This is a genomic window from Streptomyces sp. DSM 40868, assembly GCF_011820545.1.
GTDB lineage: Bacteria > Actinomycetota > Actinomycetes > Streptomycetales > Streptomycetaceae > Streptomyces > Streptomyces eurythermus.
This window is the reverse complement of the sequence record NZ_CP050504.1, coordinates 3646675-3668943: the sequence shown is the minus strand read 5'-3', so window position 1 is coordinate 3668943 and position 22269 is coordinate 3646675. Positions and strand designations below refer to the sequence as shown.

General features: G+C 74.8%; 15 protein-coding genes. 5 read left to right on the top strand and 10 right to left on the bottom strand.

All coding sequences use genetic code 11. The features are described from left to right. Window positions 1-65: 65 nt before the first annotated feature. Window positions 66-701 (top strand): TetR/AcrR family transcriptional regulator, encoded by a 636-nt coding sequence (locus HB370_RS16535; RefSeq protein WP_030782903.1) that lies wholly within the window; start codon window positions 66-68, stop codon window positions 699-701. Window positions 702-803: 102 nt separating this feature from the next. On the opposite strand, the gene HB370_RS16530 is transcribed toward HB370_RS16535, so the two are convergent. The 3 genes from HB370_RS16530 to HB370_RS16520 all read right to left on the bottom strand — a co-directional run bounded on the left by HB370_RS16530 (window position 804) and on the right by HB370_RS16520 (window position 3734). Further along, window positions 804-1223 (bottom strand): SRPBCC family protein, encoded by a 420-nt coding sequence (locus tag HB370_RS16530; RefSeq protein ID WP_030782900.1) that lies wholly within the window; start codon window positions 1221-1223, stop codon window positions 804-806. 45 nt (window positions 1224-1268) lie between these two features. Further along, window positions 1269-2279 carry an aldo/keto reductase gene (locus HB370_RS16525; RefSeq protein ID WP_030782899.1) on the bottom strand — a complete coding sequence of 337 codons (1011 nt, stop codon included), beginning with the start codon at window positions 2277-2279 and terminating at the stop codon, window positions 1269-1271. Between the two features lie 183 nt (window positions 2280-2462). Then, window positions 2463-3734 (bottom strand): glycosyltransferase 87 family protein, encoded by a 1272-nt coding sequence (locus tag HB370_RS16520; RefSeq protein ID WP_030782896.1) that lies wholly within the window; start codon window positions 3732-3734, stop codon window positions 2463-2465. A 219-nt stretch (window positions 3735-3953) separates the two neighbouring features. Here HB370_RS16520 and HB370_RS16515 point away from each other — a divergent pair, with 219 nt between their 5' ends. Beyond that, entirely contained in the window at window positions 3954-5453 is a 1500-nt protein-coding gene (locus HB370_RS16515; protein ID WP_244405539.1) for a glycosyltransferase family 39 protein, read from the top strand. Here HB370_RS16515 and HB370_RS16510 read toward each other — a convergent pair. Further along, window positions 5407-5892 (bottom strand): MarR family transcriptional regulator, encoded by a 486-nt coding sequence (locus HB370_RS16510; protein ID WP_030782891.1) that lies wholly within the window; start codon window positions 5890-5892, stop codon window positions 5407-5409. The genes HB370_RS16515 and HB370_RS16510 overlap by 47 nt on opposite strands. Window positions 5893-5967: 75 nt before the next feature. Here HB370_RS16510 and HB370_RS16505 point away from each other — a divergent pair, with 75 nt between their 5' ends. Further along, a complete protein-coding gene (locus HB370_RS16505) occupies window positions 5968-6381 on the top strand; it encodes an organic hydroperoxide resistance protein (RefSeq protein ID WP_030782888.1) in 414 nt (137 codons plus the stop codon). A gap of 22 nt (window positions 6382-6403) precedes the next feature. Here HB370_RS16505 and HB370_RS16500 read toward each other — a convergent pair whose 3' ends face one another. The 6 genes from HB370_RS16500 to HB370_RS16475 all read right to left on the bottom strand — a co-directional run bounded on the left by HB370_RS16500 (window position 6404) and on the right by HB370_RS16475 (window position 18659). Then, window positions 6404-8602: a bifunctional glycosyltransferase/CDP-glycerol:glycerophosphate glycerophosphotransferase gene (locus HB370_RS16500; RefSeq protein ID WP_167512988.1), complete on the bottom strand. Its 2199-nt coding sequence runs from the start codon at window positions 8600-8602 to the stop codon at window positions 6404-6406. Window positions 8603-8608: 6 nt separating this feature from the next. After that, window positions 8609-10810 (bottom strand): bifunctional glycosyltransferase/CDP-glycerol:glycerophosphate glycerophosphotransferase, encoded by a 2202-nt coding sequence (locus HB370_RS16495; RefSeq protein ID WP_030782885.1) that lies wholly within the window; start codon window positions 10808-10810, stop codon window positions 8609-8611. Window positions 10811-11157: 347 nt separating this feature from the next. Then, entirely contained in the window at window positions 11158-12066 is a 909-nt protein-coding gene (locus HB370_RS16490) for a carbohydrate ABC transporter permease (protein WP_030782882.1), read from the bottom strand. Beyond that, window positions 12063-13343, bottom strand: coding sequence for a sugar ABC transporter permease (locus tag HB370_RS16485; protein WP_037701664.1), 1281 nt, complete (start codon window positions 13341-13343; stop codon window positions 12063-12065). Before HB370_RS16485 ends, HB370_RS16490 begins: the two co-directional genes overlap by 4 nt. Before the next feature lie 70 nt (window positions 13344-13413). Continuing rightward, window positions 13414-14793 carry an ABC transporter substrate-binding protein gene (locus HB370_RS16480; RefSeq protein WP_030782876.1) on the bottom strand — a complete coding sequence of 460 codons (1380 nt, stop codon included), beginning with the start codon at window positions 14791-14793 and terminating at the stop codon, window positions 13414-13416. A 179-nt stretch (window positions 14794-14972) separates the two neighbouring features. After that, entirely contained in the window at window positions 14973-18659 is a 3687-nt protein-coding gene (locus HB370_RS16475) for an FtsK/SpoIIIE domain-containing protein (protein WP_030782873.1), read from the bottom strand. A gap of 438 nt (window positions 18660-19097) precedes the next feature. Between HB370_RS16475 and HB370_RS16470 the strand changes: the two genes are divergently transcribed. Then, window positions 19098-20828 (top strand): serine/threonine-protein kinase, encoded by a 1731-nt coding sequence (locus HB370_RS16470; protein WP_030782870.1) that lies wholly within the window; start codon window positions 19098-19100, stop codon window positions 20826-20828. A gap of 136 nt (window positions 20829-20964) precedes the next feature. Beyond that, entirely contained in the window at window positions 20965-22191 is a 1227-nt protein-coding gene (locus HB370_RS16465; RefSeq protein ID WP_030782867.1) for a serine/threonine-protein kinase, read from the top strand. Window positions 22192-22269: the final 78 nt, after the last annotated feature.

Sequence of the window (22269 nt, the reverse complement as noted above, 5' to 3'; positions counted from 1 at the left end):
CGTGAGCGTAGGGCAGCGCACGTCGGAACGCAACCGTTTCGTCGTCACGGCCTATGCTGTGCGGTATGACGACGAACGCCGCCTCCGCCGACGAGCCGCCGGCGCGTCCGCGCCGCCGCGCGCCCGCCGGGGCCGCCGTGCTCCGGGAGGACGTGACCGAGGCCATCCGGACGGCGGTCTTCGAGGAACTGGCCGCCGTCGGCTACGCCCGCATGTCCATCGAGGGCATCGCCCGCCGGGCCGGCGTCGGCAAGACGGCGGTGTACCGGCGCTGGCGTTCCAAGCTCCACCTGGTCCTGGACGTGGTCTCCGCGATGGCGGTGACCGGCTTCCCGGTGCCCGACACCGGCTCCCTCGAGGGCGACCTGCGCCTGCTGTACGAGGTCACGTCCCGCGCCCTGCGCCACCCGGTCGCGTCCCAGATCATCCCCGACCTCCAGGCCGAGGCGGCCCGCAACCCCGATCTCGCCCAGGCCTTCCAGAAGGCCCTGCGGGACGGCCAGGAGGGGGTGGCCAGCCGGATCGTGGCGGCGGCGGAGCAGCGGGGCGAGCTGCGCGCCGGGGTGGACCCGGAGCTGGCCCTCGATCTGATCTCCGGCCCGCTGTACTGGCGCTCGGTGGTGATCCGCGCCCCGAAGCCGCCGAAGGGCTACCTGGAGAAGCTGGCCCGGGCCACGGCGGCGGCCCTCAGGGCGCTGTGAGGGCCGACCGCCGGTGAGCGGGACGGCCCGGCCTCCGTGCCCGGACACACCGCGGCCCCGGTACGCGGGTGTGCGTCCGGGGCGGTGCGGTCCGGCCTGGTGTCAGGCGGCGAGGGTCTGGTACAGGGCGTCGAGGCCGTCGCGGTAGATGCCGGTGAAGAGGTCGACGACCTCGTCCTCGGTGGCGCCGTCCGGGTTGAAGCGGCCGGACCACTGGACCTCGGCGGCGTCCTCCCGGCCGGGGACGGCGTGGACGCGGAGGGTGGAGACGTAGCCGTTGACGGGGAACGGGGCCTGGAGGATCGCGTAGCTGTAGTGGCGCTCGGCCTCGTTGAACTCCACGAGGCGTTCGATGATGACCTCGCCCTCGGGGTTCGTCAGCCGGCGTACCCGGCCGCCCTCGAGCGCGGTGCTCTCGGGGATGTAGGGGAGCCAGTCGGGCAGGGCGTCGAAGCCGCCTATGAGGCTCCACACCTTCTCGGGCGAGGCGGGCACGGTGCGGCTGACGGAAGTCGAGGCCATGGTCTTGCTCCTGGGTCTTGCTGTGGGGGGAAAGGCGGGGGTGGGTCAGGCGGCGTCGGGCAGCGGGGCGGCGGGGCTCACCAGGTTTGCCGCGCGCAGGTCGTGCCAGAACGCGGCCGGGACGGTCTCGTTCAGGGCGGCGAGGTCCTCGGCGATCCGGCTCGGGCGGGTGGCGCCGGGGATGACCGCTGCGGTGACCGGGTGGGCGAGGGAGAACTGCAGGGCGGCGGCCTTGATGCCGATGCCGTGCTTCTCGGCGAGGGCCTTCAGGCGGGAGACCTTCTCGATGATCTCCGGCGGGGCCTGCTGGTACTCGAAGTGGCTGCCGCCGGCGAGGATGCCGGAGCTGTAGGGGCCGCCGACGACCATCTCGACGCCCTGCTCCTGGGCCATGGGCAGCAGCCGCTGGAGGGCGTGCTCGTGGTCGAGGAGGGTGTAGCGGCCGGCGAGGAGGAAGCCGTCGGGCTGCGGCTCGTCCAGGGCGAGGGTCAGCTCGATGGGCTCGGTCTTGTTGACGCCCAGGCCCCACGCCTTGATGACGCCCTCGTCGCGCAGGCGGGACAGGACGCGGAAGGCGCCGGTGCGGGCCTCTTCGAACTTCTGGATCCAGGCGTCGCCGTGGAAGTCCTGGGCGATGTCGTGGACCCAGACGATGTCGAGCCGGTCGACGCCGAGGCGCTTGAGGCTGCCCTCGATGGAGCGCTCGGTGGCGTCGGCGGTCCACTCGTGGAGGATCTTGTTGGGGTTGCCGTGCTCGAAGAGGCCGCCCTTCTCGCCGAAGTCGGGGACGTCGGTCTCGATCTCGTCGAGGATGACGCGGCCGACCTTGGTGGACAGCACGTAGGAGTCGCGGGGCTTGTCGGCGAGGACCTGGCCCAGGCGTTCCTCGGCGAGGCCGGCGCCGTAGAAGGGGGCGGTGTCGTAGTAGCGGATGCCCTGGTCCCAGGCGGCCTCGACGGTGGCGCGGGCCTCGTCGTCGGGGATCGCGCGGAACATGTTGCCCAGCGGGGCGGTGCCGAAGCCGAGACGGCCGGGAAGGAGGTTCTTCAGTGACATGAGGGGATGCCTTCTCGATCAATTTCTTCACGCCCGGGCCGCGCTGACACTCGGGTGGAGTGACGCGCGACCCTTTGATTGCGGGCGCGCTTAACTGTCGTCGACAATAATTGCAGGCGCGGGGTAATGCAAGTGAGGTCCCCTGAGGTCCCCTGAGGTCCCCTGAGGCCCTTGAGTGCCCCGCTACGACGCGCTCAGTGCCCGGTCCGGGAGGCGGTCGGAGTCGGGCCGGGGCCGCGTCGTGGGCCCGGCCGCGCCGGCTGGCGGGCGCGCGGACCGCCACAGCCGGACGAAGGACAGCACGGCGGCGGCCGTCAGCAGCCCGTTGCGGGCCAGCATCAGCAGACAGCCCGCCCAGGTGCCGTCGATCACCTCGCGGTAGTAGATCGGGAACGCCACCGTGCTCAGCGCGGACGCCGCCAGCACGAGCACCGCCACCGGCCGCTGGGCGGTGTGCCGCGAGGTCAGGCAGACGGCGGCCAGCCCGATCAGCCAGATCATGTACTGCGGGCTGATGACCCGGCTGGTGACCGTGAACAGCAGCACCGCGCTCAGCGCCGCGTCGAACGGCGTCGCCTCACTCCAGTGCCGCGCCCGCACCCGCCACAGCACCAGCAGCCCGAAGGAGAGCACCGTCAGCGTGAGGGAGGCGACGGCGACCGCGCGCACATGCGGGCCGACCAGCTCCACCGCGCCGTACTGGTAGCGGGACCGGCCGGACCAGCCGAGACGCCGGGCCAGATTGAGCGCCGTACCGCCGAGCGACTCGATCTGCACGCCCCGGCCGCCCTGCTCCCGCAGGAAGGACAGCGGGTGGGTGAAGAACACCGCGAGCACGGCCAGGCACCCGGCCCCGGTCCAGACCGCCGACAGCCACGCCCCGCGCGCCGGCCGGCCCCGGGGCGTGCCCAGCAGCACCAGCGCCGGCCACACCTTCACCAGCGCGCCCAGCGCCGCGAACGCGCCGCCCGCGCGCGGGGAGCGGGCCATGGCCAGCAGGGAGAGCACGGCCAGGGCGGTGACCTGGACGTCGTAGCGGGCCAGTGGCAGGTGCAGCAGCAGCGGCAGGCCGCCGGTCCACAGGGCCGCGCCGCGCAGGCTGCGGCCGGGCCGGCTGCCCGCGCGCAGCAGCGCCGCCGCGGTCAGCGCGTCCACGGCCAGGGTGAGCAGCACGAACGCCTGGAAGTAGGTCAGGCCCGGCAGCAGCCCCGGCGCCAGCAGGACCGCGCCCGCGCCCGGCGGGTACTGCCACAGCGTGTCGTGCACCGGGAAGGAGCCGTGCGCGAGCACGCCGTACCAGTGGTGGTACAGCCGCCACACCTCCCGGGTCACCGCGTCCCCGCCCGGCAGCCAGGCACCGCTGTGCGCGGTCAGCCACAGCATCAGGGCACGGGTGGCGAGCCACAGGGCGGTGAGGGTGACGATCGGTCCGGGGGTGACACGGAGACGGTTCATCACATGGGAGCCTAAGCGGTGCGGATGGTGTATCCCTGCTGATACGCCGTCAATCTCCGCAAATATTGGCTAATCGCAAGAGATCGGGCCATGGTGAACGTCGGGCTTCCTGTCACACCGCGATCGCGTCGAGCGGCCGGTGCGCCCACGGGCGCACCGGCCGGTACAACGAGCCGGCCACCCGCCTGGGAACGGCTGCGGCGGGCCGCCGTCCCGGGCGTGCCCGCCCTGGTGATGCTGGCCCTCGGACTGTGGCGGCTGGACCGGGGCGGCATGTGGCGCGACGAGGCCGTCAGCTTCCAGGTGGGGCGCCGTACGGTGCCGCAGATCTGGCACCTGCTGCACGACGTGGACGCGGTGCACGGCCTGTACTACCTGCTGCTGCACGCCGTCCTCGCCGTCCACCCCGGCGAGGTCGCGCTGCGGCTGCCGTCGGTGTGCGCGGCGGCCGCCACGGCGGCCCTGGTGGCCGAGCTCGGCCGCCGGCTGGTCCGGCCGCGGGTGGGGCTGTGGGCCGGACTGCTCTACGCCGTCACGCCGATGGCCGGGCACTACGCGCAGGAGGGCCGCTCCTACGCCCTGGTCGCCGCCGGTGCCACCGCGGCGACGCTGCTGTTCGTGCGGGCCGTGCGCGGCGGTGCGTGGCGGGCCTACGGCGTGGTCCTCTCCCTCACCTGCTGGCTGCACGAGTTCGCCGTGCTGCTGCTCCTCGCCCACGCGGTGTCGCTGGCGCTGGCCCGGGCCGGGCGGCGGGTGTGGCGGGGCTGGGGGTGCGCGGCGGCGGCGGTCGTGCTCGCGCTGCTGCCGATGGTGCTGGTGTCGCGGGGCCAGTCGGCGCAGCTGGCGTGGCTGCGGCCGCCCACGGCGGAGACGGCCGGGGGGCTGCTGCGCAGGTTCCTGGGGCCGGCCGACTCGGTGTACTGGGTGTGTCTCGCGCTGGCTTGCCTGGGGCTGCTGCGACTGGCCGGGCGGCGGGGGGAGCCGACGTGCGCGGGGGTGGGGATGCCGGTGGCGGTGGTGCCGCCGCTGGTGCTGATGCTGGTGTCCCAGGCGTCGCCGTTGTACGTCGACCGGTACGTGCTCTACGCCCTGTCGGGGGCGCCGTTGCTGGTGGCGTGCGGGGCGGAGCGGGTGGCGGGGACGGTGGAACGGCTGTGGGGGCGCGGCCGGCCGGTCTGGCGCCGTCCGCCGGCCTCCCCGGCCCTCGCCCTTCTCGGTGTCGCCGCCGTCGCGCTCTCGGTGGTCCACCAGTTCCCCCTGCTCCGCGACGACCGCGCACCCGGGGCCCGGGCGGACGACCTGGGGGCCGTCTCCCGGGCCGCCGGGCGGGAGCTGGCGGACGGGGACGCCGTGGTGTTCGTGCCGGCGGCCCTGCGGAACGTGGCGCTCACCTATCCCCGGCCGTTCGACGGCACCCGGGACGTGCTGCGGGTGGCGGGGGCGGCGGAGTCCGGGACGCTGTACGGGCGCGAGGCCGGCGTGGCCGAGCTGCGCCGCAGGCTGGCGGGGCTGGACCGGGTGTGGGTGGTCGGGGACCGCCGGCTGCTCGGCGCCCGCTGGGTGCCGCGCGACCCGGTGGAACGGGCGAAGGTGACCACGCTCTGGCAGCAGTTCACCGGCCGGGAGGAAACCGTGCGGGGCGTGGTCACCGTACGGCTCTACGTCCGCCCGGTCAGCGCGCGGCCTCCGTCCGCGTCGCCTCGTCCAGGGCGGCGGTGAGCCGGTCGAGCCGCTCGCGCAGCTCGCCGATCTCGGCCGGGTCGAAGCCGGTCGCCGACATGATCCGGCGCGGCACCTCCAGCGCCCGCTCGCGCAGCGCGGCGCCCTCCTCGGTGAGCCGCACGAGGACCGACCGCTCGTCCTCGGCGCTGCGCTCGCGCCGTACCAGACCGGCCGCCTCCAGCCGCTTGACCAGCGGGGACAGTGTGCCGGAGTCCAGCCGCAGCTGCTCGCCGAGCTTCTTGACGGGCAGCTCGCCCTGTTCCCACAGCACCAGCATCACCAGGTACTGGGGGTAGGTGAGCCCGAGGTCCCTGAGGAGGACGCGGTAGACGCCGTTGAAGGCGCGGGACGCGGCGTGCAGGGAGAAGCAGATCTGGCGGTCCAGGCGGAGCCACTCCGGTTCGGTCATGGCTCCAGGGTAGCCCTTGCCCGGCATTTAGTTGTGCACAACTTAGTTGTGTGCTCTACTTGCGGTCGTAACGAACCCCGCACCCCGAGAGGGATGGTCTCCATGGACGCGCTCTACACCGCCGTCGCCACCGCGACCCACGGCCGCGAGGGCCGTGCCGTCTCCTCCGACGGCCGCATCGACCTCGCCCTGGCCATGCCGGTCGAACTGGGCGGCGACGGCCAGGGCAGCAACCCCGAGCAGCTCTTCGCCGCCGGGTACGCCGCCTGCTTCGGCAGCGCCCTCGGCCTGGTCGGCCGCCAGGCGAAGGTCGACGTCAGCGACGCCGCCGTGACCGCCGAGGTGGGCATAGGCAAGCAGGGCGAGGGCTTCGGGCTGAAGGTCACCCTGCGCATCGAACTGCCCGACACGGTGGACCAGGCCACCGGCCGCAAGCTGGTCGAGACCGCCCACCAGGTCTGCCCGTACTCCAACGCCACCCGCGGCAACATCGACGTCGACCTCGTCATCGAGTGACCGACGAGCGGCCGGACGGCCCCTACGCCGGCGACAGCGCGTCCCGGGACCCGGACTGGCCCGGGATCCGGGACGCCGGAGCGGACAGCGGCTCGCCCAGCAGCAGGGTCCGCACCACCCGCTCGGCGGCCCGTCCGTCCTCGAACTCGCAGAACCGGGCGCGGAAGGCGGCCCGCAGCCGCGCCGACTCCCCGTCCCGCCAGCCGCCCGAGCCGAACAACCCGGACAGCTCCCCGTAGCTGCGGGTGACAGGACCCGGCGGCTCGGCGGTGATGTCGAGATAGGTGCCCCGGCTCGCGGTGAACGCGGGCCAGTCGTCGGCGTGGATCACGATCGGCCGGTCCAGGACGGCGTAGTCGAACATCACGGACGAGTAGTCGGTGACCAGTACGTCCGCCGCGAGCAGCACGTCCGACAGATGCGGCTCGTCGGTCGCGTCCACCACGATCCGGCGCCGGGCCAGCTCCGTCAGGCCCATGCCCCGCGCCGGGCCGTCCGCCAGCGTGGGGTGCAGCCGGACCACGAGCGTGTGCCCCTCGCCGAGACCGGCCGCGAAGGCGGCCAGGTCGATCCGCTCCACGTACCCGCCGCGGCGGTAGTCCCGGCGGGTCGGCGCGTACAGCACCACCGTGTGGTCCGCAGGGATGCCGTGCCGCTCCCGGAAACCGCCGGGCCCGCCGCGCACCAGCACGTCGTTGCGCGGGCTGCCGGTGCGCACCGAGGTGAAGTGACAGGGGTAGGCCCGCTCCCACACCAGCTCCGCGTGGCGGCTCGCGACCAGGCTGTAGTCCCAGCGGTCGGCCCGGCGCAGCATCTGCGGCACGTCGAAGCCGAGCCGCGCGCCGGGCTTGTCCCGCAGATCGGCGCCCAGGTACTTCAGCGGGGTGCCCTGGTGGGTGTGGATGTGCACGCTGCCGGGGCGCTTGGCCAGGGTGCCGGGCCAGTTGACGTCGTTGACGAAGAACTTCGCGCGCGCGGTGACCTCCAGATAGCGCCGCGAGCCGACGATCACGTGCTCGACGCCGTCCGGCAGCCCCGCCGCCGTCTCCTCGTCCCGCACCACCCACACCCCGCGCAGCTCCGGCGCGATCTCGCGGGCCGCGTGGTAGATCGCCGCCGGGTCGCCGAGCACGCCCCGGTGCGAGGACGCCGAGTACACCACGAGGCTTTCGTCCAGCGGGCGGCGGGCGTGCAGCGCGGCCCAGCCGGCGCCGGCCCGCGCGGCGGCGGCCCGGCGCGCCCGGCCCGCCCGCCGGGCCGCCTCCCGCCCGGCCCGCGCCGACTGCCGCCGCAGCCGGTACCCGGTCCAGGAGCCGGTCAGCACGGCGACCTCGCCGTCCACCCGGGCGCCCTCGGGCCGGTGGGCGCGGAACATCCGGGCCGTGCGCCGGAAGAACTCGGCCTTGTCGGCGGGCGGCAGCCGGTCCGGCTTGGCCAGGATGTCCAGGCAGTGCTCGCCCATCTTGCGGTGCAGATACGGCCGCCAGGACGCCAGCTCCGGCCGCCCGGCCAGATACGCGAAGACCCGCTCGTACTGGTCGTGGATGTCGAAGTGCTTGCGGCTGGTGGTGGACAGGATGTTGCCCTGCCGGCGCTGCCGGTAGTGCAGGCAGATCCGGTCCAGGGCGGCGATCCGGCGGGCGCTGAGCATGACCGGGAACGTCCAGGGGGTGTCCTCGTAGTAGCCCGGCGGGAAGGCGAAGCCGTTCTCCGTGACGAAGTCCCGGCGGTAGGCCTTGTTCCAGACCACCATCAGCAGGTCCAGGATCCCCGGGTACTCGGCGGCGGTGAACACCTCCTCCCTGGCGAGGAGGTGCGCGAGGACGTTGCGCCGGGTGCCGCCCCACCAGTAGGTACGCGCGTAGTCGAAGACCAGCACGTCCGGGTCGGCGGTCTCGGCGAGCCGGTCGGCCACGGCCTCCAGCGCGCCCGGGGTGAGGGTGTCGTCGCTGTCCAGGAAGAGCAGGTAGTCGCCGGTGGCGTGCGGGAGCCCGGCGTTGCGGGCCATGCCGAGGCCCACGTTCTCCGGCAGGTGCAGCACCTTCACCCGGGGGTCGCGCCGGGCGTACTCGTCCAGGATCGCGCCGCAGTCGTCCGGGGAGCGGTCGTCCACGGCGATCAGCTCGAAGTCCCCGAAGGACTGCCCGAGCACCGAGTCCAGGCACTCGGGCAGAAAGCCCTGCACCCGGTAACAGGGCACGATCACACTGAAGCGGGGCACGGCGGATCAGCTCCTCACGAGGGTCGCGGCGGCGGGGGCGGGGACGCGCTCGGCGAGCGGGAGCACGGGGGGCAGCGCCTGGGGCGGCTCGCCGAGCAGCACCCGGCGCACCACCCGCTCGGCGGCCCGCCCGTCGTCGAACTCGCAGAACCGCTCCCGGAACGCGGCCCGCAGCGCCCGGGCCCGGGGACCGGCGTAGGAGCCGTCGCGGAACACGGCGGCCAGCTCCTCGGGGGTCCGGGCGACCAGGCCCGGCGGCTCGGCCATCAGGTCGAAGCAGACGCCCCGGGTCTCCCGGTACACCTCCCAGTCGTCGGCGTAGATCACGATCGGCCGGTCCAGGTTGGCGTAGTCGAACATGATGGACGAGTAGTCGGTGATCAGCGCGTCCGCCGCCAGGCACACGTCCTCCGCCGAGCGGTGCGCGGTGACGTCGATGATCCGGCCCGAGCCGCGCGGGCCGCCCCGGTCGTAGAAGTAGTGGGCGCGCAGCAGCACGACGACGTTCTCCCCGGCCGCCCGGCAGAACGCCTCCAGGTCCAGGCCGGGCTCGAAGCCGGTGTGGTGGTCGCGGTGGGTCGGCGCGTACAGCACGGCCGTCCGGCCCTCCGGGACGCCCAGCTCACGACGGATCCGGGCCACGTCACGGGCGGTCGCCGTGTAGTAGACGTCATTGCGCGGATAGCCGTACTCCAGCTGTTCGTACGAGCCCGGGAAGGCGCGTTCCCACATCCGGGTGGAGTGGCGGTTGGACGACAGGTTGAAGTCCCAGCGGTCGACCCGGCCCAGCAGCTTGGTGAAACTCCCGGACCGGGCCGCCACCACCGGATACACCGACTGGTCCACGCCCATCGTCTTCAGCGGGGTGCCGTGCTGGGTCTGCAGGTGCACGCTGCCCGGCCGCTTGACCACGCCCTCGGCGAAGTTGGCGTTGTTGATCAGGTACGCGGCCCGGGCCAGCACCTCCCAGGCGCGGCGCGAACCGAGCACCGCGTACTCGACGCCGTCCGGCATGGTGTGTTCCTGGCCGGCCTCGACCAGGAACACCGAGCGGAGGTGCGGGGCCAGCTCCCGGGCCTTGGCGTGGATCGCCGCCGGGTTGCAGGCGTACCCCCGGCCCCAGTACGCGCAGTACACGGCGAGGTCCGTTTCGAGCGGGCGGCGCAGGTCGCGGGCGTAGCGCAGCCGGGTGCGGGCCAGGTGCGGACGCGGCAGCCGGGCGGCGGCGCCGCCGGCCGCCCGGTTGGCGCCGCGCAGGGCGCGAAAGGCGTCGTACGCGCCCGCCGCCAGCAGCCGGTGCTGCACCCCGAGGCTGCCGTCCGGCACCCGGTGCCCGTCCGGCCGGTGCAGCCGGTAGAGCCGGGCCGCGCGGCGGAAGAACGCCCGGTGCCCCGAGGGCAGCCGCTCCGGCCGGGCCGCCGTCTTCAGCACCATCGCGAACGCCTGGTCGAACAGCGGCCCGGTCCGCTCGGGAGGCAGCCCCGCCTCGGCCGCCCGGGCCAGCACCCGCTCCACCTGGTCCAGCAGGGTGTGCTGGTGCGGGCCGGGCAGATTCAGCCGGCTGCCCTGGCGGCGGGACCGGTGGCGTACGACGGCCCGGCGCAGCACCGCGATCCGCCCGGCCGCGACGGTCACCAGCCCGCCCCAGCCCAGGTCGGTGAAGTGCCCGTCCGGGAAGGACAGTTCCCGCTCGGTGAGGAAGGCCCGCCGGTACACGGCGCTCCACGCGGGCAGCTGGACGCCGGTCAGCCCGGGCAGCTCGGCGGGGGCGAAGGCGCCGCGCGGGGCCTTCGCCGGCAGCGGCCCGGCCGGGAGCGCCGGCTCGCCCTCCCACCAGGGGGCACGCTCGTGCTCGCAGTACAGCACGTCCACCCCGGCGACCTCGGACAGCCGGGCGTCCACCACCGCCAGCGCCCCCGGCAGCAGCAGGTCGTCGCCGTCCAGGAACAGCACATAGGCGCCGGTCGCCGCCCGCATCCCGGCGTTGCGCGCCCCGCTCAGCCCGGCGGACGGCGGCGAGTGGACGACGGTCACCCGGGAGTCCCGCTCCGCGTACCCGGCGGCGACCTCGGCCGCCGGGGCGTCGGGGGCGTCGCAGACCGGGATCAGCTGGAGGTCGCCGAAGGACTGGCCGAGGACCGAGTCCAGCGCCTGGGACAGCCGTCCGGCGACCCCATGGGACGGGACGATGATGCTGAAGCGGGGCATTCTGTTCTCTCTGTCGTCGTGCGGACGCGGCCGGGCCGTCCCGCCGGACGCCAGGTGGACGGCCGGCTCGGAGCGGGCCGCGTCGAGCCGAGGGGCATGGGAACTCCCGGGAGGAACAACGGCGTTCAGCGGCTCCCGGTGACGGGGAAGGAACCGGGAGGTTGCGGCACGGTGACACTGAACCGGGGCACGGGACATCCCTGGGTCGCTCGGCGCGGGTGTGGTGGTCCGGGAACGGCCGATGGAGTGAATTGGTTACGGCGGGTACGGCATTCGGGCGACACCGGACCGACGCGAAGGGGGCGGGCCGCGACCGGCCCGCCCCCTGAAGTGACCTACCCCTGCGGCTACTTGACCGCGCCCGCCATCACGCCGGACACGAACTGCCGCTGGAACGCGAAGAACACGGCCAGCGGGATCACCATGGACAGGAACGCGCCGGGCGCCAGGACGTCGATGTTGTTGCCGAACTGCCGTACCTGCGTCTGCAGGGCGACCGTGATCGGCTGCGTGCCCGACTTGGTGAACACCAGCGCGACCAGCATGTCGTTCCACACCCACAGGAACTGGAAGATGCCGAGGCTGGCGATCGCCGGGCCGCCCAGCGGCATCACCACCCGCGCGAACAGCCTCAGTTCACCGGCGCCGTCCAGCCGGGCCGCCTCCAGCAGCTCGCGCGGGATCTCCGCGAAGAAGTTCCGCAGCAGGAACACCGCGAACGGCAGCCCGTACCCGGTGTGGAACAGGATCACCCCGAGGATCGACCCGAACAGCCCGATCTTCCCGAAGAGTTCGGCGATCGGGATCAGCGCCACCTGTACGGGCACCACCAGCAGGCTCACCACGCCCAGGAACCACCAGTCCCGGCCCGGGAACTCCATCCACGCGAACGCGTACCCGGCCAGCGCCCCGATCACCACGACCAGGACCGTCGCCGGGACCGTGATCAGCACGGTGTTCAGCAGCGAGTTCGTGATGTCGGAGTTCTCCAGCAGCTTCTCGTAGCTGTCCACGGTGAGCCGGGACGGCTCGGTGAACACCGTCCACCAGCCGCTCGCGCTCATGTCCTGCGGCGAGCGCAGCGAGGACACCAGCAGGCCGATGGTCGGCACCAGCCAGAACAGGCCCACGACGATCAGCACCACGCGGACCAGCCCGCCGCCCAGCTTCTCCACGATCCGGGCACCGACCGGCCGCCGGACGGGAGCCGCCCGGACCGCGCCGGCCTTCCGGACGCCTTCGGTGGTCGCCGTCATCGCCGCACCTCCCGCCTGAGCCGACGGATGTTGAACAGCATCACCGGGATCACCAGCAGCAGCAGGAACACCGAGATCGCGCTCGCGACGCCCGGCTGCCCTTCCGAGAAGCCCTTGCGGTACAGCTCCAGCGCCAGCACGTTCGCGTCGTCCTGGGAGGAGCCGGGCGCGATGATGAACACCAGGTCGAACACCTTCAGCACGTTGATCATGAGCGTGACGACGACGACCGCCAGCACCGGCGCCAGCAGCGGCACGGTGACCTTGCGGAACACCTGCCACTCGGAGGCGCCGTCCACCCGGGCCGCCTCCAGCAGCTCCCGGGGCACGCCCGCGAGCCCGGCCGCGATCAGCACCATCGCGAAGCCCGCCCACATCCACACGTACGCCCCGATGATCGCCGGGGTGACCAGCGCCGGGCCGAGCCAGGAGACCCCGTTGTACGGCTCCCGGAAGTTGTCCGCCGGCAGCCGCAGCCGGGCCCCGTCCGCGGCGGCGGGCAGGGTGAACGTGCCGTCGCCGGACGCCGTGGCGGAGGCCACCACCTCGCCGTCCTTGACCGCCTCGATCCGCATCCCGGCGTACCCCACCTCGGACGGGTCCGGGGCGCCGAGCCTGCCGACGCCCTTGCCGCGGGTGAAGTCCTGCCAGGTGGTGCCGGTGACCTTGCCCGGCTCCGGCTTCGCCGCGACGGCCTTCCGCACCCCGTCGGGCAGCTGGTCGGGGGCCACGCCCACCAGCGGCAGGGCGACCGGCTGCCCGGCGCGCACGGCGTCCCTGGTGACGAAGCCCCCGCCGTCCGCCACGAGCGGCGACTTGCGGCCCGGATGCGCCTTGGGGAACGCCGAGGACTGCGCGAACGTGTCGTGCACGCCCGTCCAGACCGCGTTGGCGACCCCCTTGTCCGGGTCCTGGTCGTACACCAGCCGGAAGATGATCCCGGCCGCCAGCATCGAGATCGCCATCGGCATGAAGACGACCAGTTTGAACGCCGTTCCCCAGCGCACCCGTTCGGTCAGCACCGCGAAGACCAGGCCGAGCGCGGTGGCGACCGTCGGCGCGAACACCACCCAGATGACGTTGTTCTTCAGCGCGGTGCGGATGCCGTCGTCGGTGAACAGTGTCTCGTAGTTGTCGAAGCCGGCGAAGCCGTCACCGGAGGTGTTCGCGAAACTCCGGACGACCGAGTACCCGATCGGGTAGACCACGAGCGCGCCGAGCAGCACCAGCGCGGGCAGCAGGAACAGCGCTGCCACGGCCTTGCGGGTGCCGGTCACGCTCTTGCGACCGCGGGGCGCGGCGGGGCCCGGTGCGGCCCCGGCCGCCGCTGCCGACGCCATGCCCGGATCAGCCCCCGTTCCCGTAGGCCGCCGCCGCGTCCCGCTCCAGCTTCGCCTGGGCGCCCGCGACGTCCTTCGGGTTCCTCAGGAAGTCCTGGAGGTCCTTCCACTCGCCCTTGCCGGGCGTGCCGCCGAAGGCCTGCGGGGCCTGGTCGGACATGTCGAAGCGGAAGTCGTCACCGGCCTCGACCAGCGCCTTGGCGATCTTCCGCTGCACCTCGTTCGGGTACGCCGACAGGGGCACGTTCTTGTTCGGGGAGAGGTAACCGCCCAGCCCGGCCTGGATGCCGGCGGCGTCCGGGGAGGCTAGGAAGGTGACCAGGGCCTGCGCCGCCTTCGAGTCCTTCAGGATCACCGCCGCGTCACCGCCGGAGACCACCGGCGCGCTGTCGCCGACCGCCGGGAAGGGGAACACCTTCGCGTCCGTGCCCACCTTCGACTTGGTCTCGCCGATGTTCACCTGCACGAAGTCGCCCTCGTAGACCATGGCCGACTTCGGCTGGTCGCCGCCGGTGAAGGTCTGGGTGACCGACTGCGGGAACTCCGTCTGCAGCGCGCCCTTCTGGCCGCCCGCGAGATAGTCCTTCTTCCCCCACAGCTCGGCGAGGGTGGTCAGCGCCCGCTTGACCGAGGGATCGGTCCACTTGATCTTGTGCTGGGCCAGCTGGTCGTACTTCTCCGGGCCCGCCTGGGACAGATAGATGTTCTCGAACCAGTCGGTCAGCGGCCAGCCGTCCGCGCCGGCCACCGAGAACGGCGTGACCCCGGAGTCGTACACGGCCTGCGAGGCGGTCAGCAGCTCCTGCCAGGTCTTCGGCTCCTTCGCCCCCGCGTTCTCGAAGACCTGGGCGTTGTACCAGATCAGCGACTTGTTGGCGGCCTTGTAGTAGGCGCCGTACTGCTTGCCGTCGACCTTGCCGATGTCCTGCCAGCCCTGGGAGTAGTTCTTCTCCAGCTCCTTGACGGCCTGCGCCCCGAGCGGCTTGGCCCAGCCCTTCTGCACGGCCTGCTTGATGGCACCGGGCTGCGGCAGCAGCGCGACGTCCGGCGGCTGGCCGCCCGCGATCTTCGAACCGAGGAAGTTGATGATCGGGTCCTGCGCGGGCACGAAGGTGACCGACGCGCCGGTGCGCTTCTCGAACTCGGCGAGGACCTTCTTGAAGTTGGCCTGCTCGCCACCGGTCCAGACGGCGGCCACCTCCAGCCTGGCGCCGTCCAGCTTCGGCAGGGTGACGGTGGAACCCGTGGTCGCGCCGGGCTTCTCCCCGGTGCCCTCCTTGTCGTCGTCACCGCTGGAGCAGGCGGAGAGCGCGAGGGCCCCCGCGAGCAGGGCGGCGACCGCGGTGACGGCCCGGTGGGGCCGGAATGTGCTGCTCTTGCTGTGCATCACTTCCCCGTTCGTTCGTTCTTCGTTGAACGCGCGTTGAACGTAAGAACTCTGTCCCGTGCGGTCCGGTGTACGCCGGGCCGCTCCACACGGGCAAGAGCGCCCGGGGTCCGGACCGGCGTATCGTGATCGGCTCGTAACCGGGCACGTATGCAGGGGAGTTCGCGGGGAAAGAGGGCCTAGAGCAGGGACGGGACCTCGGTCGCCGCGACCTCGCGGGCCGCCCGCTCCACCGCGCTCGCCAGCAGGGCCAGGTCGGTCGGGCCGTTGCCCAGCTCCCGTACCGGCCGGCGGGCCGGCGGGTCGCCCACGCGCGCCCAGTCCAGCGGGACCACCGTGGGCCGCTGGGTCGCGGTGCGCGGGATGCGCCCGGTCACCCGGCCGCCCTGGAAGCCCACGGCCGGCCCGTCCGCGTGCGTCAGCCGTCCCCGCCCCGGCGCCGGCTGGTCCGGCCCCGGCTGCGGCGCGTCCAGGACGATCCGCAGGGCCGCCCGGCGGGCCGGCTCGGACTGGGCCGTACGGCCGTCGGACCCGGCCGCCGCGACCAGGTGCACCCCGAGCCGGTCGCCGTCCCGGGCCACCGCCTCCAGCGCCCTGATCACCGAGCCGGCGGCGGGCCGGCCCGGCGAGCCGAGCGCGGGCGAGACCAGGGCGTCCAGGTCGTCCACGACCACCACCAGCCGGGGCAGCGGCGGCGCGGCAGCCGCGCGCTGCCGGGCCGCCGCGCCCGGCCGCAGCCGCAGCGTGGAGCTGGGCGGCGCCTCGATGTCACCGGAGGCCGATCCCACGGCGGAGCCCCGCTGGGCCACCATCCGGCCGGACACCTCCCGCCCCGCGTGCCACCGGGCGAAGTCCGTCCGGCCCAGCAGCTCCGCCCGGCGCTTCAGCTCGGCGCTCAGCGACTGCGCGAACTCCCGCATCCGCACGGGGTCGTTGGCGATCAGGTGGGTGGTCACATGCGGGATGTCCGTGCACACGCGCAGCCCCTCGCCCCGCCCGGCGCCCGTGCCGACGCCGTCCCGGCCGTCGAGCAGCGCCACGGCCAGCCGGTCCGGCCGCTCGGCGGCGGCCAGCGAGGCGACCACGGTCCGCAGCAGCTCGGTACGGCCGCTGCCGGCCGGGCCCTCGACGAGCAGATGCGGACCGTCCGCCACGAGGTCGACGGTGACCGGGCCGCGCGGCCCGGCGCCGAGCACGGCCCGGGCCCGGCCGCCCGGGGAGTCGGTGTCGTCCGCCGCGTCCGCCCAGCGCGCCATCAGCGACGCCGGGGTCGCGCGGGCCAGTCCCAGCTCGTCCAGCAGCCGGGCCGACCGGGGCAGCGGCACGGCCACGCGCGCGTGCGGCTCGCCGTCCGGGCCGTCCGGGCGCAGCGGCGCCAGTGCCCGCGCGAACCGGTCCGCCCAGGCGGCGGAGACGGCGTCCACGGTGCCGTGCGTACCCGGACCGACCGGGCCGCCCGGCCCGACCCGCAGCAGTTGCAGCGCGGTGGCGACGTCCCCGCTGAGCAGCGCGACGGCCCCGCAGTGCCGGAAGGCGGGCGTCACCGCGCAGGCGGCCTCGTACGTCCGCGCCACGGGGGAGACGGGCGAGGCGGGTTCGGTCTCGGCGAGACACAGCAGGTGGATCCCGGCCCGGGGCCCGGCCACGGCCAGCCGGGCGAGGGCGTCCCGCAGGGCGGAACCGCCGGGGTCCCCGTCCACGACGACGATGGTGAACGGTCCCGGGGAGCCGCCGCCGGGGAGGGGGGCGCCGAGCGGACCGTGGCCGGGGAGGCCGGAGGTCCGGGCGGGCGTGCCCTGTGCGGGTACGGATATCCCCGCCGGGCCGGTGACAGCGCTTCGGGCCGGGGCCCCGGCGGGGCCGGAGCCGGCGATCGCCCCGGTGGGTCCGGTCACTGTTCCGGCGGGTACGGCCATGGCCGTGGCGGGTCCGGTCACCGTCCCGGTGGGGCCGGTCGGTGTCCCCGTGAGGCCGGTCACCGTTCCGGCCGGTCCGCCCGGCGTCCCGGCGTGGTCGTCCACCTGGCGCAGCAGTTCCTCGACACGGGCCGCGGCCTGTTCCCGGTCGTACGCCAGCAGCAGCCGGCAGTCCTGGCCGTGGCCCGGCCGGACGTGCGGGAGCCAGCCCAGCCAGGCCCACTCCTCCGTACGGTCCGCCACCGGCCGGGAGTGGTCCGCGCTGATCAGCACGATCTCCAGCAGGTCGGGGGAGTGCAGCGCGGCGAGCTGGGCCAGCACCGCGCGGGCCAGCCCGGACAGCCGGGGGCGCGGACCGGCCAGGCCCAGCGCGCCGGCCTCGCGCAGCGCGGCGGTCACCGGTACGGCGGGCAGGAGCCCCGAGCCGTCCGGCGCGCTCCGGTCGGCCGTGCCGAGCCGCACGGTCAGCGCCTCCGGGTGACCCGGCCCGCGCTCCCACAGCCGGGGCCCCGGACCGAGCACCGTCAGCAGCAGCGCGGCCGGGTCCGGCCAGGTGTCCGGGCGCGGTACGGCACCGGCGGCCGGCCCCCCGTCGGCGGCGGGCCCGGGGACGGTGTCGTACGGCACGGCGCCGCCCGCCTGCTCCCCACGGCCACCGGTCAGCCGCCGGGCCCAGGCCCCGAACCCACGCCGCCGGGTCCCTTGCGGGACGGCGGCCGGCCGGGCGGGGGCACCGGCGTCGCCGGGCATCGGACGGGTCCCCTGCTCCACGTCCACCTGCCCGGGACGGTCGCCGTACGGCGCGTCGGCGTACCCGGGGTGGTCGCCGTACTGCGTGAACGTCGCGCCGGCGGGTCCGGGGAACCCGCCCGGCGGCACGTCCGTGCCCCTGACCGGGGTGCTCTTGCGCCCGCCCGGGTGCGGGTCCTCGCCACCGGGCGCCCCGGCGTACGCCCCTCCAGGCGCCCCGGGGTACGCCGCTCCGGACGGCCCGCCCGGCCCGCCGGCGACTCCGAAGCGGCCCGCGTGGGTGGCGGCACCGCCGGACGCCGCGCCCGGCACACCGGGGCCCGCGCCCCTGCTCTCCACGCTCGGCGCGCCGGCCTGCCCCGGCACCACCGGGGACTGCCCGCGCCGACGGTCCCGGGCCTCCTCATCGGGGACCCGGCCGACGGGGGTGTGGGAGCCGTAGGCGTGATGCGTCTCCCCGGAGGGGAAGGAACGCCGGCCCGCACCTTCCCGCGCCGGCGCCTCCGGGCGCCCGGCCGTCCCGTCACCGCCCACGGCAACCCGTACGCGGCCCTCCCCGTCCGGTACCGCCCGCACGCGTGTCCCCGCCCCGCCCGACGGGGTCACCCGCAGGGCGGACTCCCCGATCCGCAGCAGGCCCCCGGCGGGAACCCGTACCGGACGGTCCGTCACCCGGGTGCCGTCCAGGGACGTGCCGTTCGTGGAGCCGAGGTCGGCGACCGAGACCCGGCCGTCCGCGCCGACGGTGACCGCGCAGTGCAGCCGGGAGACGTCGGGATCGTCCAGCGGCACGTCCGCGTCGGCGGAGCGGCCCACGGTGATCCGTCCGCCGTGCAGCAGATGGACCCCGCCCGCGTCCGGCCCCGCCACCACGTGCAGCTGCGTCGGCGCGGCGTCCAGCTCGGGATGCGGCTCGGGCGCCGCCGGCGCGCCCAGCGACAGCACGGCGCCGTCGACCAGCGGGGGCTCACCGAGCGTGCTCCGGCGCGGATCGAGCCGCTCCGCGCCCGCGTACAGCACCACGGACGCGCCGGCCTCCCGCCCCGCGCCCCCCTCGCTCGCGACCGCCCCGGCCAGCGCCGAGGCCACCGCGCCCAGCTCCGTGCCCACGGGCGCCGTGACCAGCACGTCGCGGCTCACGGAGTGGCCCCGCTGCGGGGGCGGACCGAGCGGGTCTACGACGGTCAGCCGGATCTGCATCGGCGTCAGCGGTCCCTTCTGCGCGGGTCTGCGCGGGCGCGGACTTCCCCCCACCCCACACGAGCACGTCGGCCAGCGGCCGCCGGAACCGTCCCGGCGGACTGCTGGAGGCATCCTCGCACCTGCCGTCGGCAACGCGCCCGGAACCCGATGGCAAGTGATCTTGATTGGTCGGCTCTGCCCCCAAAAGTGCCGGACCCGGACCCCGACGGCGATCAGTTGAGATCGGTCACGTCCGGCCCCGGGCAACCGGAGGACCGCGACCCGCGTCTTTCCGTCGAACCCCGTCCCGCACGCCCCGGGGATGCCCGGGAACGCGTGGGTGGTGCCCCGTAGCACGGCACTACAGTGGGGCGGAACACCGGGACACCGGGCCCCGGGACACCGGGACCGGGCGCACCGGGAGCAAGCGACAGCAACCAGCAGGGAGCGCGTGACGTGCGGCCAGTCGGCAGCAAGTACCTGCTTGAGGAGCCGCTCGGACGCGGCGCCACAGGCACTGTCTGGCGTGCCCGCCAGCGCGAGACGGCGGGCGCGGAGGCCGCCGTGCCCGGGCGGCCGGGGGAAACGGTCGCGATCAAGGTCCTGAAGGAGGAGCTGGCGAGCGACCCGGACATCGTGATGCGCTTCCTGCGCGAGCGCTCCGTGCTGCTCCGGCTCACCCACCCGAACATCGTCCGGGTCCGCGACCTGGTCGTGGAGGGCGATCTGCTGGCCCTGGTCATGGACCTGGTCGACGGCCCCGACCTGCACCGCTACCTGCGCGAGAACGGCCCCCTCACCCCGGTCGGCGCCGCCCTGCTGACCGCGCAGATCGCCGACGCCCTCGCCGCGAGCCACGCCGACGGCGTCGTCCACCGCGACCTGAAGCCCGCCAACGTGCTGCTCATGCAGCAGGGCGGCGAGATGCACCCGATGCTGACCGACTTCGGTATCGCCCGCCTCGCCGACTCCCCGGGCCTGACCCGTACCCACGAGTTCGTCGGCACCCCCGCCTACGTCGCCCCGGAGTCCGCCGAGGGCCGCCCGCAGACCTCCGCCGTGGACGTCTACGGCGCCGGCATCCTGCTGTACGAGCTGGTCACCGGCCGTCCGCCGTTCGCCGGGTCCACCGCCCTGGAGGTGCTGCACCAGCACCTGAGCGCCGAGCCGCGCCGCCCCTCCACCGTCCCGGACCCGCTGTGGACGGTCATAGAGCGCTGCCTGCGCAAGAACCCGGACGAACGGCCCAGCGCCGAGAACCTCGCGCGGGCCCTGCGGGTCGTCGCCGAGGGCGTCGGCGTGCACGCGAACGCCGCGCAGATCGCCGCCGCCGACGGTGTCGGCGCGCTCCTCGCCCCCGACCCGGCCCCGGCCGCCGTCCCGGACGCGCCCGGCGCCGCCGACCCCACCCAGGTGCTGCCGGCGAACGCGCCGACGGGGGCGTACGACCCGAACGCCGCGACCAGCGTGCTGCCGCACACCGACGGCCCGGCCGGCGCCGCCGACCCCACCGCCGTCCTGCCGAGCACGGGCGCCGCGGACCCCACGGCCGTCCTGCCGCCGGTCCCGCCGAACCAGCAGGGGCAGCAGGGGCAGTACGGCCCGCAGGGGCAGCAGCCCGAGCAGCCGCACCCCTGGCAGAACCAGCTGCGCGCCGCCCGCGACCGCAACGAGCAGACGCAGATCCAGTACCTGGACCCGGACGAGGACCCGCTGCGCCGCCGCCCCCAGCGGCAGGTCGCCCCCCGGCCGCAGCAGCAGCCGCGCCCGGCCCCCCAGCCCCGCCCGCAGCAGCCCCAGCCGCGCGGCCGGCAGCGCCCGCAGCAGGCACCGGGCCCCGGCTACCCGCCCCAGCAGCCCCAGCGGTACTCCACGCCCCAGCCGCCGCAGCCCCAGCAGCCGCAGCGGTACGCGCCGCCCGCCCCGCCCGAGCCGCAGCGCCCCGCGCGCGAACCCCGGGCGCCGCGGCAGCGCAGCGCCAACCCGATGAAGATCCCCGGGCTCGGCTGCCTGAAGGGCTGCCTGTTCACGATCGTCATCCTGATCGTCGTCAGCTGGCTGATCTGGGAGCTGACCCCGCTCCAGGACTGGATCGGCACCGGCAAGGGCTACTGGGACCAGCTGAGCGACTGGGTCGGCAAGGTGGGCGGCTGGATCGACGACCTGGGCGGCTCCTCCGGGAACTGACCGTCAGCCGTCCTCCGGGAACCGGCCGTCAGGTTGGAGATTTGTCGACACCTGCCGGGTGATTTCCGCCTCCACGGAGAAGGTTGGCTCCCCGGACGCGTAGTTTTAACGACAACACGCGTCTGTAGGAGCAGTCTTGGCACGGAAGATCGGCAGCCGGTACACCGCGAACCAGATCCTGGGGCGGGGAAGCGCCGGGACGGTGTGGCTGGGCGAGGGACCGGGGGGCCCCGTCGCCATCAAGCTGCTGCGCGAGGACCTCGCCTCCGACCAGGAGCTCGTCGGACGCTTCGTGCAGGAGCGCACCGCGCTGCTCGGCCTGGAGCACCCGCGCATCGTCACGGTGCGGGACCTGGTGGTCGACGGCAACGACCTGGCCCTGGTCATGGACCTGGTGCGCGGCACCGACCTGCGCACCCGGCTGGAGCGGGAGCGGCGGCTCGCCCCCGAGGCGGCCGTCGCGATCGTCGCCGACGTCGCCGACGCGCTGGCCGCGGCCCACGCGGCCGGGGTCGTCCACCGGGACGTCAAGCCCGAGAACGTCCTGCTCGACATGCAGGGCCCGCTCGGACCGGGCGGCGCCCACCCCGCGCTGCTCACCGACTTCGGCGTGGCCAAGCTGATCGACTCGCCCAGGCGGACCCGCGCCACGAAGATCATCGGCACCCCGGACTATCTGGCCCCCGAGATCGTGGAGGGCCTGCCGCCGCGCGCCGCCGTGGACATCTACGCCCTGGCGACGGTCCTGTACGAGCTGCTGGCCGGCTTCACCCCGTTCGGCGGCGGACACCCCGGCGCGGTGCTGCGCCGGCACGTCACCGAGACCGTCGTACCGCTGCCCGGGATCCCCGAGGAGCTGTGGCAGCTGCTCGTGCAGTGCCTGGCCAAGGCCCCCGCCTCCCGGCTGCGCGCCTCGGAGCTCGCGGCGCGGCTGCGCGAGCAGCTGCCCACGCTGGCCGGGCTGCCGCCGCTGGAGGTGGACGAGCCCGGGCCCGCCGAGGACGAGGCCGAGGAGCCCGTTCCGGCGGCCGCCCCGGAGGGCGAGCCGGTACGGCGGCGCGGCGCGGTGTCCCTGGTCCCCGGCGCCCGGCCGGACTCCAACCGGGACACCCACACGTCGATGCGGGTGCCCGCGCCGGACGAGCTGGCCGGCGGCGCCCACGGGACCGCCCGCGCGCCCCGGCCCGCCGGCGCGCCCCGCCCGGGCTCGGCCCGCCACCGGGCCGCGGTGCGGCGGCGCCGGGTGACGCTGGGTGTGGCCGGGGTGCTGGTGGCGGCTGCCGTGGGCGTCGGCGCGTGGTTCGCCTCCGCCGACGGGGAGGACCAGGCACCCCAGGACACGCACAGCACGTCGGCCCCCTGAGACCCGGGGCGGACGCGGCCGGCCGGGCACGGGCACGCCGGGCCCCTGGGGCCCGGGGCGGACGCGGCCCGGCCGAGG

What these genes read in the sequence shown, in the direction of transcription:
- HB370_RS16535 (WP_030782903.1), top strand. Translation starts at nt 66, where the DNA reads ATGACGACGAACGCCGCCTCCGCCGACGAGCCGCCGGCGCGTCCGCGC.
- HB370_RS16530 (WP_030782900.1), bottom strand. Translation starts at nt 1,223, where the DNA reads ATGGCCTCGACTTCCGTCAGCCGCACCGTGCCCGCCTCGCCCGAGAAG.
- HB370_RS16525 (WP_030782899.1), bottom strand. Translation starts at nt 2,279, where the DNA reads ATGTCACTGAAGAACCTCCTTCCCGGCCGTCTCGGCTTCGGCACCGCC.
- HB370_RS16520 (WP_030782896.1), bottom strand. Translation starts at nt 3,734, where the DNA reads ATGAACCGTCTCCGTGTCACCCCCGGACCGATCGTCACCCTCACCGCC.
- HB370_RS16510 (WP_030782891.1), bottom strand. Translation starts at nt 5,892, where the DNA reads ATGCCGGGCAAGGGCTACCCTGGAGCCATGACCGAACCGGAGTGGCTC.
- HB370_RS16505 (WP_030782888.1), top strand. Translation starts at nt 5,968, where the DNA reads ATGGACGCGCTCTACACCGCCGTCGCCACCGCGACCCACGGCCGCGAG.
- HB370_RS16495 (WP_030782885.1), bottom strand. Translation starts at nt 10,810, where the DNA reads ATGCCCCGCTTCAGCATCATCGTCCCGTCCCATGGGGTCGCCGGACGG.
- HB370_RS16490 (WP_030782882.1), bottom strand. Translation starts at nt 12,066, where the DNA reads ATGACGGCGACCACCGAAGGCGTCCGGAAGGCCGGCGCGGTCCGGGCG.
- HB370_RS16480 (WP_030782876.1), bottom strand. Translation starts at nt 14,793, where the DNA reads ATGCACAGCAAGAGCAGCACATTCCGGCCCCACCGGGCCGTCACCGCG.
- HB370_RS16475 (WP_030782873.1), bottom strand. Translation starts at nt 18,659, where the DNA reads ATGCAGATCCGGCTGACCGTCGTAGACCCGCTCGGTCCGCCCCCGCAG.